The organism is [Enterobacter] lignolyticus SCF1, assembly GCF_000164865.1.
Taxonomy (GTDB): Bacteria; Pseudomonadota; Gammaproteobacteria; order Enterobacterales; family Enterobacteriaceae; genus Enterobacter_B; species Enterobacter_B lignolyticus.
The window spans coordinates 689,085-705,696 of record NC_014618.1 but is presented as its reverse complement, the minus strand read 5'-3'; the positions used below and the strand labels follow the sequence as shown (position 1 = coordinate 705,696).

At 48.4% G+C, this 16,612-nt stretch carries 15 protein-coding genes and 2 pseudogenes; 7 read left to right on the top strand and 10 right to left on the bottom strand.

All coding sequences use genetic code 11. The annotated features are described in order from the left end of the window. Positions 1–28 precede the first annotated feature (28 nt). Entirely contained in the window at positions 29–784 is a 756-nt protein-coding gene (locus ENTCL_RS22610; protein ID WP_071841450.1) for a PDDEXK-like family protein, read from the top strand. A 15-nt stretch (positions 785–799) separates the two neighbouring features. Further along, complete coding sequence (locus ENTCL_RS03385) at positions 800–1,438, top strand: hypothetical protein (RefSeq protein ID WP_013364703.1); 639 nt, start codon at positions 800–802, stop codon at positions 1,436–1,438. 333 nt (positions 1,439–1,771) lie between these two features. Here ENTCL_RS03385 and ENTCL_RS03380 read toward each other — a convergent pair whose 3' ends face one another. The 4 genes from ENTCL_RS03380 to ENTCL_RS03365 all read right to left on the bottom strand — a co-directional run bounded on the left by ENTCL_RS03380 (position 1,772) and on the right by ENTCL_RS03365 (position 5,537). Further along, entirely contained in the window at positions 1,772–2,470 is a 699-nt protein-coding gene (locus ENTCL_RS03380) for an inovirus Gp2 family protein (RefSeq protein ID WP_013364702.1), read from the bottom strand. A 246-nt stretch (positions 2,471–2,716) separates the two neighbouring features. Beyond that, positions 2,717–4,234 (bottom strand): YfjI family protein, encoded by a 1,518-nt coding sequence (locus ENTCL_RS03375; protein WP_013364701.1) that lies wholly within the window; start codon positions 4,232–4,234, stop codon positions 2,717–2,719. A gap of 64 nt (positions 4,235–4,298) precedes the next feature. After that, complete coding sequence (locus ENTCL_RS03370) at positions 4,299–4,535, bottom strand: helix-turn-helix transcriptional regulator (protein ID WP_013364700.1); 237 nt, start codon at positions 4,533–4,535, stop codon at positions 4,299–4,301. 213 nt (positions 4,536–4,748) lie between these two features. After that, complete coding sequence (locus ENTCL_RS03365) at positions 4,749–5,537, bottom strand: hypothetical protein (protein ID WP_013364699.1); 789 nt, start codon at positions 5,535–5,537, stop codon at positions 4,749–4,751. Between the two features lie 152 nt (positions 5,538–5,689). Between ENTCL_RS03365 and ENTCL_RS23880 the strand changes: the two genes are divergently transcribed. Further along, the gene (locus ENTCL_RS23880; protein ID WP_013364698.1) at positions 5,690–5,836 is read left to right on the top strand and encodes a hypothetical protein; all 147 of its coding nucleotides are present in this window, start codon (positions 5,690–5,692) and stop codon (positions 5,834–5,836) included. Here the strand turns inward: ENTCL_RS23880 and ENTCL_RS03360 are convergent. Continuing rightward, on the bottom strand, positions 5,833–6,447 hold the full coding sequence (locus ENTCL_RS03360) for a Fic/DOC family protein (protein WP_238981787.1): 615 nt from the start codon (positions 6,445–6,447) through the stop codon (positions 5,833–5,835). The genes ENTCL_RS23880 and ENTCL_RS03360 overlap by 4 nt on opposite strands. Next, a complete protein-coding gene (locus ENTCL_RS03355) occupies positions 6,434–7,768 on the bottom strand; it encodes a tyrosine-type recombinase/integrase (RefSeq protein ID WP_013364696.1) in 1,335 nt (444 codons plus the stop codon). Before ENTCL_RS03355 ends, ENTCL_RS03360 begins: the two co-directional genes overlap by 14 nt. 438 nt (positions 7,769–8,206) lie before the next feature. On the opposite strand from ENTCL_RS03355, the pseudogene ENTCL_RS03345 reads away from it, so the two are divergent. After that, positions 8,207–9,204: pseudogene (locus ENTCL_RS03345) on the top strand (IS3 family transposase). Between the two features lie 154 nt (positions 9,205–9,358). Here ENTCL_RS03345 and rtcR read toward each other — a convergent pair. After that, on the bottom strand, positions 9,359–10,930 hold the full coding sequence (rtcR, locus tag ENTCL_RS03340) for an RNA repair transcriptional activator RtcR (RefSeq protein WP_013364694.1): 1,572 nt from the start codon (positions 10,928–10,930) through the stop codon (positions 9,359–9,361). Positions 10,931–11,380: 450 nt separating this feature from the next. On the opposite strand from rtcR, the gene ENTCL_RS03335 reads away from it, so the two are divergent. Genes ENTCL_RS03335 through ENTCL_RS03325 form a run of 3 tightly spaced genes read left to right on the top strand, consistent with a single transcriptional unit; the run spans position 11,381 to position 14,529 of the window. Next, the gene (locus tag ENTCL_RS03335) at positions 11,381–12,508 is read left to right on the top strand and encodes a slipin family protein (RefSeq protein ID WP_013364693.1); all 1,128 of its coding nucleotides are present in this window, start codon (positions 11,381–11,383) and stop codon (positions 12,506–12,508) included. A 4-nt stretch (positions 12,509–12,512) separates the two neighbouring features. Next, the gene (locus tag ENTCL_RS03330; protein WP_013364692.1) at positions 12,513–13,739 is read left to right on the top strand and encodes an RtcB family protein; all 1,227 of its coding nucleotides are present in this window, start codon (positions 12,513–12,515) and stop codon (positions 13,737–13,739) included. 4 nt (positions 13,740–13,743) lie between these two features. Next, positions 13,744–14,529, top strand: coding sequence for a nucleotidyltransferase domain-containing protein (locus ENTCL_RS03325; protein ID WP_013364691.1), 786 nt, complete (start codon positions 13,744–13,746; stop codon positions 14,527–14,529). A gap of 40 nt (positions 14,530–14,569) precedes the next feature. On the opposite strand, the pseudogene ENTCL_RS03320 reads toward ENTCL_RS03325, so the two are convergent. The 3 genes and pseudogenes from ENTCL_RS03320 to ENTCL_RS03310 all read right to left on the bottom strand — a co-directional run bounded on the left by ENTCL_RS03320 (position 14,570) and on the right by ENTCL_RS03310 (position 16,463). After that, positions 14,570–15,641: pseudogene (locus ENTCL_RS03320) on the bottom strand (IS256 family transposase). 141 nt (positions 15,642–15,782) lie between these two features. Further along, on the bottom strand, positions 15,783–16,082 hold the full coding sequence (locus tag ENTCL_RS03315; protein ID WP_013364690.1) for a DUF1889 family protein: 300 nt from the start codon (positions 16,080–16,082) through the stop codon (positions 15,783–15,785). Positions 16,083–16,253: 171 nt separating this feature from the next. Continuing rightward, a complete protein-coding gene (locus ENTCL_RS03310; protein ID WP_013364689.1) occupies positions 16,254–16,463 on the bottom strand; it encodes a hypothetical protein in 210 nt (69 codons plus the stop codon). Between the last annotated feature and the right edge of the window lie 149 nt (positions 16,464–16,612).

The following is a 16,612-nucleotide window of genomic DNA, read 5'->3' as shown; positions in this document are numbered from 1 at the left end:
CAATTCGTCTTTTTTAAGTGGGCATCTAATGGAACATGACAATTCTTCACTGGCTGAGTTGCTACCGGAATTTTTTCACCAATGGCCAAAAAACCTGGAGTGGGCCAGAGAAAAAGATAAAAAAACAAATATTGATGCATCTCAGCTAACTGAGTTCTTCAGCCTGCTCTCTGAACCACTGAAAGTTGTTCAGCATCGATCTTTATCTTTTGATCCCTGGGAAGTAGCAGGTCTTGGGCGTAAAGAAGTTCGTAACACAGCTGTTCTTGCCTGGCTTCTTGATCCCGAGGGGACTCATGGTTTCGGGAGACTACCTTTACAGGCATTCCTGCAGGCAATACGGCACAGCAGAAATGATATCCCTGAAGATTACCTTCACTATTGTCGGGTGCGGGTTGAAACTAATCCTACTGGCGATAATACCAATCGTGTTGATGTAGAAATCAATGCGGATAATTTTTTCCTGCTTATAGAGGTGAAAATTGATGCGTATGAACAGCCAGAACAAGTCGCCCGATACTGTTCTGATGCTAAATTGCGCGCAATCTCACGTCCTTGGGCCGTTATCTTTTTAACGCCTCGTGGCGGAAAACCGCTGACCTGTGGCTTAGATTTCAAACCAGAGGATGTTCCTTGTATTTCTTGGCGACATCTCGCCACAGCTTTAGTGTCTTCGTTGCAAGCACATTACAAAGAATTCATTTCTGCCAATGAAAACTCGCCTTCACGCCAAATGGCTGCCCATGCCGCATTTTGCTTTCTTAATCGAGTTCGTACATTTTAATTTAAGGGATTAGACATGAATCCACACAGCGATGCGGAACGTCAGGCCGGTATACTGATTCTTTCGCAACTAAAGATGTTTAACGAAGCTGTTGTTTATTTTGAACAGCATTTAAGCCCTGCCTTCTGGAAAAGCTTTGATCAGTGTGTTGAACGATTTATGAAAGACAACAACTGGGTAGGTAAAGCAAATTATGAACATCAGGACTATTGCTGGCTAGGCCATCCAGCCTGGGTCATTGAAGGCGTTAACTGCAAATATTGGTTTGAAAACAGTTCGACAGTTACTGATGGAAATGATTATATTTTAGCCGTTCTGACTGGTACAGGAACCGAGCAGGGGCAGTTTGGTTTTGAGTTTAAATTGAATGCAGGATTTTTTGGTGGGGCCAGAAAGCTTACGAGCTATACCAGTACTATTCAACAGCAATACCGTGAGCAACTTAGGGAGTTAGGGCTATTGGATAAGGGGAAAGGTAACTATTTTCTTCCTGTTATCATTAATCCAAAATTACTTACTGATTGCTGGAAGGAGTATGGTGAATTTCCAGTGGAACATGAAGTATTTTCTCCACTGAGGACTGCACTAGAGACGTTATTGCAATCGACCAAAGTTCTGAATGCTATTTTTTCGTCCGAAACGCAGATTATTTAAATAATGATTATCGTTGATTCAGATTGGCCTCTCCTATAAGAAAGGCCATACATGTGAAAAAGATTATTTCAAACTGGCTACAGTCAACATCTCGTGTGCCATCAATGACACCTTTGTATCATAATCGATCGGTTAATTGCAGGTGTCGTTGACTACATCATACCAGTAACTCTTAGACCCAAAATGTATGTGCTGCTTCTTGGGAACTGCTACAGCTGCTACATGTAGCAGGTTGTAGCAGGGTACCGAGACACTGTATCGAATTTTTTACCTAGAAATGTATCAATTATGTTAATTGACTGGGTGAGGTATTTATCCTCACCCAGAGTGCTATTAGCAGGCTAATCCGCTTAAGCGTGGACACTGGCTTGTGCCAAAGTTGCGGTAACCGCTGTGAACATCCTTTGTTCTGGTTTTCGCCAGATACGCCAGTCGAATCAGGAAATCCCAGTAGACTGAGTTACGATCCAAAGCATCGAAGATGCTAAACCTATAAACAGCATTTGGTGGGAATTCAGTTAATGTTGCGTAATCTTCGTGAGCAAGCCCTACAGCACTGCACCAGGCTTTCTGTATTCGGGTTGCCATATTTTTAGCATTGAGTTCTTGGTAATTGCCCAAGTATCCATACACATCTGCATTAAACAGCAACATCAGGTGATAATGTGGGTGCTCCCCGGTATCGCGTTCTCTGCACCACACATAAGATGGTAGTGTTGGATCTCCTGCTCTCCGAGAGCGTTTGTGATCCGCCCGTAACTGACTTTTCAGTGACTCGAAGAAACGAGTGATTGCCTGTGGATCATCTTGTTGGAAGCATATTGGTAGATCAGGTTCTCCCGGTACATGAGACATTGCAAATCTCGGGTCAGTACGAATAGCCAATATCCGTTTATGCTGTTCTAAGCTGTTATAGACCATGTTAAGTGCTTTGTTAAGCATATAGCCATCAATGGGCGAGTCATACATTCTGGAGGTTTCCGTTGTCAGCATGACAATTTCTTCGTCGGTAAGCAAATATTGTGATTCCATAATAATCCTTCATTCTGTAAATATTAATCATTAGGTAATGGGTAGCCCTCACGCTACCCATGTGATGTTGGATATAATCCCTGCAGGGGGATGTACAGATATAAGATTAGAACATTAATGAAGGTATATTACATATACCAGTTAAAACCCATTAATTGCCCTCCCTAATAATTTAAACTAAAGCCGCAGCGTTACTGACCTTAGGAACAAAAAATATCAATCTGGATAACCTCAGTTACTCTGAAGTTATTCAGGTCGTGGTAACTTATTAAAAGCAACTGATCCAGATGAAAGTGTAGGTATTTTTAATACATTTGCTAGATTTTCAGGTTTCATTTCTGAACCTATAAATTTCACGTAATCAACGCCCCCCTCCTTGAATAACTGAACCTTCCTCTCACTTTCAAGCTTTTTTAAAACAGATATCAGGCGCTCGATGTTCCTAAGACAATTTGGACCATCTCTACGAATACTATGTCTCCTGAAATCGTAAGATTGATTACTGATAACATGTTCCTCAAGCCAAAATAGCAATATTTCAGAGTCACTAGGCTTTCTGGTAGCGTCTATTTTTACAATTAAATGATTAAGACACCATTCAGTTATTTTAAAGGCTGACACTAATGTCTCCTTAGTAATTATTGGTAAATCAGGTGTAATAAACATTTGCATTACTGCTGCAATTCTTGAAGCATGCTCCATAAATCGGGCACCAAAATCATCGTAGTGGTGCAGATCCTCTCCTAGTTTCATTAGTTCCCGAATTCGTTGACTTTGTTTATCCCATAACGTTTTCGCCTCTTCAGATAAAGTAATACAGATTCTTTCTTCATTTTTTCCTCTACGTCTCATTCCATCTTGCAAATGCTTAGTGAGAATAGAGAAAAATTCTTCAAGCTCTGGCTCATCAGACCATGAACAGGCATCATCAGGGATGATGCATAGTTCAGGTATTTGTTCCATGTCAATTGGTAATAAACGAGCTAACCATCCTGAGTCTTTTGCAATTTTTCCCTGTTTTCCAAGATAGTAATCAAACAAACCAGGTTGCATCATTAGCAACATGCTTAGCCGTGCGTCATCAACATCGTAGCTGTCGCGTGATGCCCTGCTGTCTGCTATTTTCCCTTCTCCCCAAAGAGAGTTGAGTACTGGTGTATTACGGAAAAGATTACCGTCGAATAACCCTCCGGCCTCATCAGACCCGAGCATCAATGACGGAGAGCCCTGCGCCAATACCTTTCTAAGTCCCTCACTTGTTGAATCGTTTTTAGTAAGATACTTTCTTATCGGTGCAACTGGTTTTCTTGCATGGCATTCCTCCTGTGCTTCAAGTGCTTCAGTTACACCGCTCTTCTGACGAATAGCTTTACTGTATTGTTTTTTATACTCTTTTAATTCTACTTCCCAAGATGCGAATTTCTGCTCATAAACTTTCTCCTTTAACAGGAAATCATCTTTCAGTTCTTTTTCCAGCCGATAGATTTCCTCCATCAATAACCTGAAGACGGTTGATTTCCTGCTACCTGATCTTGCTAAAAATAGGAGGTAAAGCGATGTAAAGGTTTTCCCATTTTTAAGCTGAACATCAAATTTATCCTGACAGGCATACGCCATTACACCAAGCAACACTATTAAAATAAGCTCAACTGCGGCACCTGTTTTATAATGTATATAGCGTATCAATCGTTGTACAAAAGTGGGGAGCGTCTGAAACTCCAAGCAAAGTTCTCTATTCTGCTTACTCTTAGTTCTTTTAAACATGCATGTTATCCATCCTCTATTTTGGGTCAGAAAAATAAATGCTGAATTAGGAGATGTTTAGCCACTACCTTTCGTTTATCCAGTAAAGAAGATCGCTAAGCAACCAACCACACGACTTCACCCCAAGTGATTTACGTTGCGGAAACTTGCCAGCCTTTTCAAGCTTCCACGCGGTAGAGCGAGAAATGGATGTGATGACCTGACGCTCCCGTTCACGAACCAGACGCTCGCTTTGCTCACCGTAATTACGCAGGACTTTCAGGCGTTCTTCCGGAGTAGGTGTAATAAATGTTGTACTCATACTGCCTCCTTTGTTTCAGTGGAAGCAGCATGTCGCAGATGGGTAACTGAATGAAAGCAGCGGACACCTTATTAAGGTGTCAACGCTTATTGCGGGACTTAATGCGGTTTCTGTGGTTCACTATTCAACTGGCGCGGTCACATGTTGATTATTTTTTCATCTTTAAAGTGGACGACGCGCCATTCTGACGTTTCATTACCAACGGAAGGCTAGCTATTGATTTTCATTCTCAATACGTTTTATCCACTTAGCGATGGTGTCATCACTAAATGAGTCACTAAATCCATGTTTTCCGGCAGTCACCGTAAGCATTTCCGCCATTTTTGAAAAATTAACCTCACCATTGCCATCAAGATAATGCTCTTTCAGCATGACATACAGAGCTATTCTTTCTGGCCTTGAAATGCGGGTTTGTTTTTCTTTTTTCTCACCGGACATGTTTTCTCCGCTTTGTAGTGGCAACTCATTTGCATTAAAAAACAGTTCTGATTTATCTCGGAAAACTTCACTCGGAAATATCAAATAATCCCAGTTGTCTTTACCATATACCGCAATCGCACCTGCAATATTATTATTTTCTCTGACAGTATCCATATCTGTCAGCACATAAGGACCTTCAGCAAAACGGGTTACAGGTGTAGCCTTTACCCGCCAGTAACCATGTGCGAGCCCATTATAGGTATAACGGCATAATCCCAGGTCCCCTTCCAAAAGTTGGGCCTCTATTTCTGCATTTTTCTCTGGGTAAAACTGCCTTATCTTAAATTCCGGCATGGCTTCGTGCTGATAATAATCTACTCCGCTTTTTATTTTCTGTTTCCAATGTTTCAAAAGAAAGTTGTCACCGCCAATATATCGGACAATCCGGCATGGCAAAGCATCCAACCGAATGTAGAGTGGAACCTTATGATCAAGCCAGTCATTCAGTATATTGTCAGGCATGATATGATACTTTTCAGATGCCATAGACAGAGGGTAAAAGTCGGGCTGCTTTGAGGTCATTTAACTGGTCGTCCTGTGTGATGCTTCGCCGCTTGCACTATACGTGCTTTATATATTGATTTATATAACTTAAAGTGGAACTCAGTCTATACCTTGCAAGCATTCTCATTACCCTCTAAAATTTCCAGAATAACGCAAGGAGACATGACTACATGAAAAAATCGCCTATCACAAAAGCTCAAATCTACCGCGCCGTTGCCAGCTCGACCGCGATAGAAACCGGTGCTTCTGTGCAAAAGATTGAGCAGCAACTCAAAAAAAATCAGGCACAGGCGAAAGCCGTTGGCCTCGCCCGTTAATCTGGCAATATATCGCTCACCAGTTGCATCATGGGGCTGTAGTTCCCTGATACGCCTGCCTGTATCGCCTTGAAGTAAAATGCCTTGTGCTCATCCCACAGGCTATAGTCCAGTAAGCCCTTCCCCGCCAACACAGCCAGCACATCGCAAAGAAGCCGCGACAGACGCCCGTTACCTTCTCTGAATGGATGGATCAAAATAAATTCCACATGACATTCAGCCAGATAACGAACCAGCTCTGGACGAGCCAGAGATTTCAGCTCACCAGACCTAGAGAGAAATTGCCTCTCGAAACCATCCAGAAGCAGTGGAATTCTGTCGGCAGCGGCAAACTGGAAACCGTCCTTAGTTAAGTTGGCATTACGCAATCTCCCCGCCCAGTCGTATACATTCCCCAGCCATTGACGATGCCAGCCACTGATATGCTCAAAAGCCAGCGCCGCTGGCGGCTGGCCTTCGATAAATAGCTGTTCATAAAGCATCAGCAGCAAGCCAGATTCCAGCGCCTCCATTTCCTCTTCATCAGTGATCCCTAACTTATTAGCCAGCACCAAGTCTCCAGAGCCCGGTTGATACCGCTCTTCTGCTGAATTAAGCTCATATTTTGCCAAGCTCTTGCCTCCGTCCAAACAAGTTCACAACGTTATTTTCCTGCTGTCGCTGATAGTTGTTGACCCTATCTTCCCAGATCTCAAGCGCCCTGCGCTTTTCAGGTAAGTAATCATAACGATCATAGTGTTTCGAGCTGACGTCATTCAAAGCGTGATTCTGGATACGGTCGCGGATCTCTTTGCTGATCCCTGCTTCCCCCATTAACGTTTTACAGGTCCGACGTAAATCTCGCGCTGTGAATACTTTAAATTCAGGATTAAAAGCTCTGAAATACATGATGGAACGCGCCAGACTGTCGGTGCGCACCGGTCGCTCGCCGTTAGTCGAGAGTGGGAAGATGTAGGGACTGTTACTTTCCTTAGTCAACTCTTTCACTGAGGCTAATTCCTGTAACGCCGATTCAGTCAGCGGGATCAGGTGTTCACGCTTGTTTTTCGATACATCGGCAATAACCAGCAACGTCTTCTGCTGCCAGTCAATCGCGCTCCACTGGCTGGCAATCATTTCGAATGGACGCTGCCCGCCCGCATAAACACAGAATCGGATGAGATGCTGCATCAAAGGCCCAACGTTAGTTGCCTTAGCGAACTGCTCCATGACGACTCGTAGTTCTTCCAGCGTTAGCCATATATCACCGACTTTCTCCGCTGAGGACTGCTTCGGTATAGCCGATACCGGATTAACTTCAAGCCCAAACGTAATGCCCACGCTAGTATTCATCGGATCGTTATCGGCTTTAAGCCCGTAGTTGAATGCCGCCATCAGATAGGAACGAATTCGGTTTGCATGGACCACCGCATCACGCTGGATAATGGCTGACAAGATCGTTTTGATCTGTAAGGGCGTGACATCTTTCGCTTTGGTCTCACGAGGAATGACTGAATAGCACTCTTTTTCAAGACGCTTCAGAACATCGGCCCAGGTCCGCTTATTGTCGAGCTTCATCTTGTTAACGTAGCCATGTACCAGCTCTTTAAACGAGCCCTGCGAGCGATGAAGCTGCATGATGTGCTGCTCGGCCAGGCGCTGTTGCTCAAGCTCTTGCTGAGGTTCTTTTCCTTCAATAAGCCAGGCACCATATTTTTTCGCCAGCTCATTGGCCGTCACCAGTTTCATCTCAGGCCAGATGCCCAACTGAATGAATTTCTCTTTCTTCCCTTTCTCAACGTAGTAACGGAAATAAAAAACTTTGCTGCCTGAAGGCTGAACCTTAACGCCAAGCCTGCCGGTACCACGCTGAGCACTATTGTTCCACACGTAGTACGACGTGCTTTTTGTCTTCAATCCGCGTATAGCAGTCTCGGTAAGATTAGCGGCCATGAGGTTACCTTTCTAAGGATAAGCGTTACCTGACCCGATGCCCATTTTGGGTCAGGTAATGGGTCAGGTAACGATAGTACAATGGGGAGACGAGACAACCAATCAGAAACAAAAACAACATCATAACCGATTGATTATAGACAATTAAAAATACAATAAGCGTCAATAGCGAACGATTAGAAACATGCCTATTTTATGACTCATAATCGCTTGGTCGTTGGTTCAAACCCAACAGGGGCCACCAAATTTAAGTATTAAATACATACAGTTAGGCCACTCTCCTGAGTGGCCTTTTTGTTATCTTTTTTTGAGTGGCGATAAAAAGGCGGTGAACAATTCATGGATTTTGTCTCTGGACTTCTAGTAACAGTCAATTGATCCTACCCGCGAATAGTGGACACGCGACTAAGTGAGTAAACTCTCAACCAGAGGTAACTCATGACAAAACCAGCATTAACCAGCAAAAAAACACGTAAGAAGCACACACCTGAATTTCGCAATGAAGCCCTGAAGCTTGCTGAGCGTATTGGTGTGGCTGCCGCAGCCCGTGAACTTAGTCTCTATGAATCTCAGCTTTATGCCAGGCCCAGCAAACAACATCAACAAATGACCTCGTCGGAGCGTGAAAGTGAACTGGCTGCTGAAAATGCACGCCTCAAGCAGCAACTGGCGGAGCAGGCTGAGGAACTCGCCATTCTCCAAAAGGCCGCGACATACTTCGCGAAGCGCCTGAAATGAAGTATGTCTTTATCGAAAACCACCGGGCAGAGTTCAGCGTCAAAGCCATGTGCCGGGTGCTTCGGGTTGCCCGCAGCGGTTGGTATGTCTGGTGCCTGCGTCGTCAGGGAGTGCGGGCGAAAGCGGCCCGCAAGTTCAGTCCGGTCAGTTACTGTGAGCACGGCTTGCCCGTGTCAGAGAACCTGCTGAAACAGGATTTTTACGCCAGTGGCCCAAACCAGAAGTGGGCAGGTGATATCACCTACTTACGTACAGATGAAGGTTGGTTATACCTGGCGGTGGTCATAGATCTGTGGTCGCGTGCTGTCATCGGCTGGTCAATGTCGTCGCGTATGACAGCACAACTTGTCTGCGATGCACTGCAAATGGCGCTCTGACGGCGTAAACGTCCGGAAAATGTCATTGTTCACACGGACCGCAGTGGTCAGTACTGTTCAGCGGATTATAAGACGTTACTGAAACGCCATAATCTGCGGGGGAGCATGAGCGCAAAAGGTTGCTGTTATGACAATGCCTGTGTGGAAAGCTTCTTTCATTCGCTGAAAGTGGAATGTATTCACGGAGAACACTTTACCAGCAGAGAAATAATGCGGACGACGGTGTTTAATTATATTGAGTGTGACTACAATCGCTGGCGTCGCCACAGTGCGTGCGGCGGTCTAAGCCCGGAGCAATTTGAAAACCAGAACCTCGCTTAGAGCTGTGTCCACATTACGTAGGTAGGATCATATTGCTGTTTTCCTTGCACGTATGGGGTGTTTGCTTGTTATAAACCGGTCAGGATCGAACCTGACCATAGTTATTATTTATCGCGCGGAGGGGGATTATTCAAACAAATTATACTCAATTCCCTTATTTGAGATTTTCCCAGCGCATTCCAAAACGCGCCAGGTACTTACGTAAGCGATCTGCATCGTTGGGATTGGTTTTCTTCTGACGGGAAACCGCGAACAGTTCACGACCGGCTTCCGACAATGACGTGCTACGACGACACACTTCAAGCACGGTTTCCAGTTGGCGGCGATCGAAAAGGTCAATCTCCATCTCCAGTGCTGGTTGCGATGGCGTGACCTGCCAGCTCGCCTTCAGTAAGGCAATTTCTTCGTCAACAAGGTCTGTCGTGATGCGTCCCTGTTCGGCCAGCGTTGCCATGCGGGCAACGGATGAACCCAGCTCGCGGAAGTTACCGCGCCACTGCGACTGCGCTGAACAGGCAAACGTCAGATAGCGTTCACGCGCCTCTTTATCGAAACGAATCTGGGTCTGCTGACTGCTGGAAAAACGCTGAAGTTCAAACTCCACGTTGGGGGCAATATCTTCCCGTCGCTGCGCAAGTCCGGGCAGGGCAAAACTCCACATGTTAATACGGGCATAGAGATCTTCACGAAAACGCCCCTCTGCGACCCACTGCGGCATATCGCGGTGGGTTCCCGCAATCAACTGGAAATCGCTGTGAACTTCTTTATCCGAACCGAACGGGAAAAAGGTTTTTTCCTCAATCGCTTTCAGCAACATCGCCTGTTCATCCAGCCCCAGTTCGGCGATCTCGTCGAGAAATAACACGCCGCCATCGGCTTCACGTAAAAGACCGCTACGGGGTGTCAGCGCCCCCGTAAAAGCGCCTTTCACATGACCAAACAGCGTGGACATGGCGTTGTCGCCGCGCAGAGTGGCGCAGTTTACGGCGACCAGTTTTCCGGCAACCAGGTGCCGGGACTGGCGAAGCTCGTAAATACGCCTGGCGAGGAAGGATTTACCCGCCCCGGTGGGACCGGTCAGCAGAATGGGATCGCCGGAACGCAGCGCCACGCGCTCTATACGGTCAATCAGCTTGTTGAACGTGGCATTACGCGTATCAATACCGGCTTTCAAAAAAGAAACCGACTGCTGCTGTTCGCGCTGAAAGCGGCTGGTGAGCGTGGTATAGCGGCTTAAATCGAGATCGATCACCGAGCAGATACCCACAGGGATCGCCTCCTCCGTGGCACCCCTGACGGCCGGGCCGGTTTGCAACAGGCTGGCTGGCAGATAGCGGGCTTCCGTCAACAGAAACCAGCATATCTGCGCAACGTGAGTCCCCGTAGTGATATGCACCAGATACTCTTCGTTTTCGGTATCAAAGTCGTAGTGAGTGGCGAAATCGAGAAATGCGGCGTAGACCTCTTCAAAATCCCACGGGTCTGAGATGGCAATGGCATGCGAACGCACTGCCGTCTGCGGTGAGAGTAAATTGATGTCCTCAATCAGTTGCTGGCACATCCCGGCATCGTGTGGTTGATGGATGAGCTCCAGACGATCGACCGGCATATCTGGTTGTTGGCACAGGCCGACCGTGGGCCGCCATTTTTTAAAGCGATTTGTCCGTTTGCCTCGCCTGTCCAGCACCGTCCCCAGAACGCCAATCACCACCCGCCGTTTTTTCATTTTTATCTCACAGGATAAATATCGATATATAAAGATAAAAAAATCTACTCAGCGCCGCAATCCTTAATCTCCGGATAAAAAATAATTCATTATAAATCAATTAAATAGTAAATTATTTTGCAAATCTTTGTTCCTGGCACGCTTCTGGCAATAACTTTTCTGTCAATACGTTGAAAGCGCAGGGGGTTGAACCCCGCCGGCACCTCAGGAACGGCACAGGCTGTATTCCCGATGTGTTCCGTCAACCGATGACACCTGAACAATGGGTTCGATTCCCGATTCATACTCCCAATGAAACTGGTTGTTAATCAAAGAAGTAAAAACGGGGTGTTGGATGGTTAACCTCCCAAAGACAGGTAGCCGGTAATGTCGCCGTGTCGCAGGCAAAAAGGAATTCCCCTGTGGCTTCGCCTCTGCACCCGCATCTGATTTTTTAAAAGGAAAAAAGTTATGGCTAAGAAAATCACTATACGTAAAGGCCAGTTAGGGTTACTGGCTAAAAATGGCGACTACTATCAGGTTCTGGAGGCCGGAGAACACCGTCTGCCGTGGTTCAGCACGCCGCAGGTGCTCGTCGTTAATCTGGATGGCAGTGAAGTACCGGAAACGCTGGCAGAGTACTTACGTCGCTTTCAGCCTGAGTGGGTTGCGCGTTACAGCCTGGCAGTGGATTTAACCGATGCCGAAGTGGGTGCGTTGTACATGAACGACGTGTTGCAGGAGATCGTACCGCCCTCAACACGCCGTTTGTACTGGCGGGCTGACGAGGCGCTGAAACTGGTACGAATGGATACCCGTCAGGTTCAGGTACCTGCCGGGGTGATGAATGCGGTGCTGCAACCACGACGCAGTGGCGCCGTAAAAGGCCGTGATGCGATGCTCGCCGTGCAGGTTCCCGCCTGGCATGCGGGTGTACTGAAAATTGATGGCGAGACGCAGGCTTTGTTGCCGCCAGGTCTGACGGCGTACTGGAAGGTCAATCATCTGGTTGACGTGGAAGTGGTGGATACCCGCTTACAGGTGCTGGAAGTGGGTGGGCAAGAGATTTTGACCAAGGATAAGGTCAATCTGCGTCTGAATCTGGCGGCGAACTGGCGCTATAGCGATGTGTTACAGGCATTTGCGCAGCTCACCAAACCGTTGGATCACCTCTACCGTGAATTGCAGTTTGCCCTGCGTGAGGCCGTCGGAACGCGAACCCTGGATGAATTGCTGGAAGATAAGCAGATCATTGACGACGTGGTGAGCGCACAGGTGAAAAACCGTATGACGCCTTATGGTATCGAGGTGGCCTCGCTAGGGGTGAAAGATATCGTGTTGCCGGGTGATATGAAAACCATACTCTCCCGTCTGGTTGAAGCGGAGAAATCGGCGCAGGCCAACGTGATCCGCCGACGTGAAGAGACTGCGGCGACGCGTTCGCTGTTGAACACCGCAAAAGTGATGGAAAACAATCCGGTGGCGCTGCGTTTAAAAGAGCTGGAAACCCTCGAAAGAGTGGCGGAACGTATCGATAAAATATCGGTATTCGGTGGTCTGGACCAGGTTCTGCACGGCTTAGTGAATATTAAAGGATAAGAGTATGCCGCATAACGAGTATGAGCTTTTGGCGTCGCAAAACGCGGCGCCGGTGAAAATGTGGACCCACGGGGTCCCTGTGGAACCTGAGGCGCGCCAGCAATTGCTGAATACGGCGAAAATGCCGTTTATTTTTAAACATCTGGCAGTGATGCCGGATGTGCATCTCGGCAAAGGGTCAACCATTGGCAGCGTTATCCCGACCAAAGGGGCGATTATTCCTGCGGCGGTAGGGGTGGATATTGGCTGCGGCATGATAGCCGTGCGCACCTCGCTCCTGGCTGGCGATTTGCCGGATAACCTCAACGGGCTGCGTAGCGCGATTGAGCAGGCGGTGCCACATGGGCGCACCAATACGCGTTCCCGTCGCGATAAAGGCGCATGGGAAACACCGCCGGAAGAAGTGAGTGCTCACTGGGGGCAACTGGCGCCGCGTTTTAAACGCCTGACCGATAAATACCCGCAGTTGCTGAAAACCAATAACCATCAGCATCTGGGAACGTTAGGAACCGGCAACCACTTTATTGAGGTGTGCCTGGATGAACAACAACGCGTATGGGTGATGCTGCACAGCGGCTCCCGTGGCGTGGGGAATGCCATCGGGAACGTGTTTATCACGCTGGCGCAGCAGGATATGCAGCAGCATATTGCGAACCTGCCGGACAGAAACCTGGCCTATTTCCAGGAAGGGAGTCGTCATTATGACGATTACATTGAAGCGGTGGAGTGGGCGCAGGATTTCGCCCGGCAAAATCGGGAAGTGATGATGTCCCGCGTGCTGGCGGCACTGTCACGTATCGTCAGCAAACCGTTTATGACCCAACAAGAGGCGGTGAATTGCCATCACAACTATGTCCAGAAAGAACACCATTTTGGCGAAGAGGTGCTGGTGACGCGTAAAGGCGCGGTTTCGGCGCAGAAAGGCCAGATGGGGATTATCCCCGGTTCAATGGGGGCAAAAAGTTTTATCGTGCGCGGACTGGGGAATGAAGAGAGTTTCTGCTCCTGTAGTCATGGCGCCGGAAGAACCATGAGCCGGACAGCGGCCAAAAAACGTTTCACCGTGGCCGATCACATCCGCGCAACTGCCCATGTTGAATGCCGGAAAGACAGCGAGGTGATCGATGAAATTCCGATGGCTTACAAAGACATTGATGCCGTTATGGCGGCGCAGGCTTCGCTGGTGGAGGTGGTTCACACCTTGCGGCAGGTCGTGTGTGTAAAAGGATAAAAAAATGACCGGAAATGCAGTCAGCGCCGCGATGCGCGAGCGGGTATCGCGGCAGCTTAAAGAAGTGGAGGAACGCTTTGGCGTCAGGGTGCTGTATGCCTGCGAATCCGGTAGTCGCGGCTGGGGATTCGCCTCGCCGGATAGCGATTACGATGTGCGGTTTTTATACGTCCATCCGCCGGAATGGTATCTGCGGGTAAACGCGTCACGGGACGTGATCGAACTGCCCATAGACGATGAACTGGACGTCTGTGGCTGGGAATGGCGCAAAGCCCTGGGGTTGTTGAAAGGGGCGAACCCGACGCTAATCGAGTGGCTGGATTCGCCGGTCGTCTATCAGCAGGAAGAGAAGACGGTCGCGGCGCTGAAGGCGCTGGTCCCGCAATGGTTCTCACCGCTTCGTGCGCGCTGGCACTACTATTCGATGGCGCGGAAAAACTTTCGCGGCTACCTGCAGGGCGAGGACGTGCGGTTGAAAAAATACTTCTATGTGCTGCGCCCGCTGCTGGCTGTACGTTGGGTGGAAGCGGGTAAGGGTGTACCGCCGATGCGCTTTGCTGAACTGCTGGCGGGAAGTGAACTGGATGCGCCGCTGCGTCAGGAGATCGATGAACTGCTGGTACACAAACGGCGGGCGGGTGAAGCGGAATATGGTCCGCGTCGTCCGCGACTGCATGCGTTTATCCGTGCAGAACTGGCGCGAGGCGAGATCCCGCCCATCCTGCCGGATAGCCGGGAAGATGATGTCCATACGTTGAATAAACTGTTGTACCAGACGGTGATGTCGTAAATGGCGGACCCTGTACACGATCCTGTGTAAATGCCTTTTCTCAGAAGTGGCCGTCCAGGCGGTCACCGAACTCGATAATAAAGCGGCTCATGGCCATACGCCAGTCCCGCAGCGGCATCGTCCATTTCTGTGAGGCCGCCTGGATTGCCAGCCACACAACCTTTTTCACTGAGTCATCCGTCGGGAACACCTTACGCTTTTTGCTGGCACGCCGGATTACGCTGTTCAGCGACTCGATGGCATTGGTCGTGTAGATGACTTTGCGGACATCTGCCGGGTAAGCGAAGAACATCGCCAGGTTGGCCCAGTTCGACTGCCAACTGCGGCTTATCTGTGGATAGCGGCTGTCCCAGGCTGCGGCGAACGCGTCCAGAGCCTGCTGACCTGCTTCTTCCGTGGGAGCCTGATAGATGGCTTTCAGGTCGCGGGTGACGGCTTTGTAGTCCTTCCAGGAGACGAACCGCAGGCTGTTACGCACCCTATGCACGATGCACAGCTGGATCCTTGCCTCCGGATAGACTGTGTTAATAGCATCCGGGAACCCTTTCAGTCCGTCAACACAGGCGATGAGGATATCGTTTAGTCCGCGATTTTTCATTTCTGTCAGTACGTTAAGCCAGAACTTCGCGCCCTCGTTTTCGGCCAGCCACATACCCAGTAGTTCTTTCTGGCCTTCGATGTTGATGCCCAGCGCCAGGAGCACAGATTTGTTGATAACACGACTGTCATGCCGGACTTTCAGGACGATACAGTCAAGATAAACAATGGGGTACACCGCATCCTGTGGCCGGTTTTGCCATTCGATTACCTGTTCCATAACGGCATCAGTCACTTTCGATACCAGCACCGGTGAGACATCAGCGTCATACAGCTCTTTGAACGCAGCCGCTATCTCGCGGGTGGTCATTGGCGTACAGCGACAGGATCTGGTTATCCATGCCGGTGATCCGGGTCTGGTTTTTATCGTAGCCGAAGTGGTGGGACATTTCAGCGTTGAGAGCTGCCTCAACGCTGATTTTCTTGAGCAGGCGATCGAACTGCCTGAGATCGTCAGGGGTTTTGAGATTTTTGGCCAGTTCGTTAGCCAGAGCCTGCAACTGTTTTTCGTCCATAAATTAACCTGCTTTTGATGTTGGATTGAACATATCAAAATCAGGTAATTACACAAATTTATGTACAGGCCCGAGGATATCGGCGCCCTCACATCGAAGGTGAGAGCACCTGGCTAAATGAAGTTCTTAAAGAGTGGCCCCTCATACCAGGGCGCGCAGCTCTTCCTTCATGTAAGATGAAAAGTATTCAGGATTCTTAATAACCAGACGCTCACCGGACTCAATTCGTTCCGCCCATCCCGCTAATGTTTTAGTAAACCCAGGGTTCCAGCCTTCTTGATCGCCTCGGGCAAAGACATCAGCCGCGCTGGCCGGAGCGCCTAACTCATTAAGGTACTTGAAAATGCCCTTAGCCGTGCTTTCATCCATTGAGTGTGGCGCTGAAGATGATGTGTTCATCCCATTAATAAAATCCAGTGCTTTATCAATTACCGCTGACATATTCTTTCCTTAAAATATCCATGAGATGTACAAGGCTATAATATGGACTACATTTTGCTTCGGTATCAAAAGGTTTATCCATTCAATCCCTATTTAATTGATCAAATGTGAGCTATGAATGAAGAATACCGCTAACGAGCCGTATCGTGGGTGAAAAGCGCCCCGGAGCCGCTACCTGTTTTTATGGCTCAGGCAATCCCGATGAAACGCCACCCGCGCCATAAAAATCTCTCTTTGCTCGTCGGTCATGTTACCGGCCATATCACCGGGTTCGAGGCGCGTGCCGTTTTGCTCCATTCTGATCAGGCTGCGGGCGAGAAAATCCAGCCCGGTAAATGAGGTGCTGCTGTCGAATTTTGGTAGCGTGTGAGAATCTGACATCGTTTTAACTCTCCGTGTTGTCGCGGGTGGTTCACCTTTACAGGTATCACGCCGCCGGGCTGGAAAATGTCTCTTACCTCTCATTCTCGCGGTAAAATGTCTGGCCGGACGCCATCACCCCGCTTCGCTTGCATCACCCGTGTTATCAC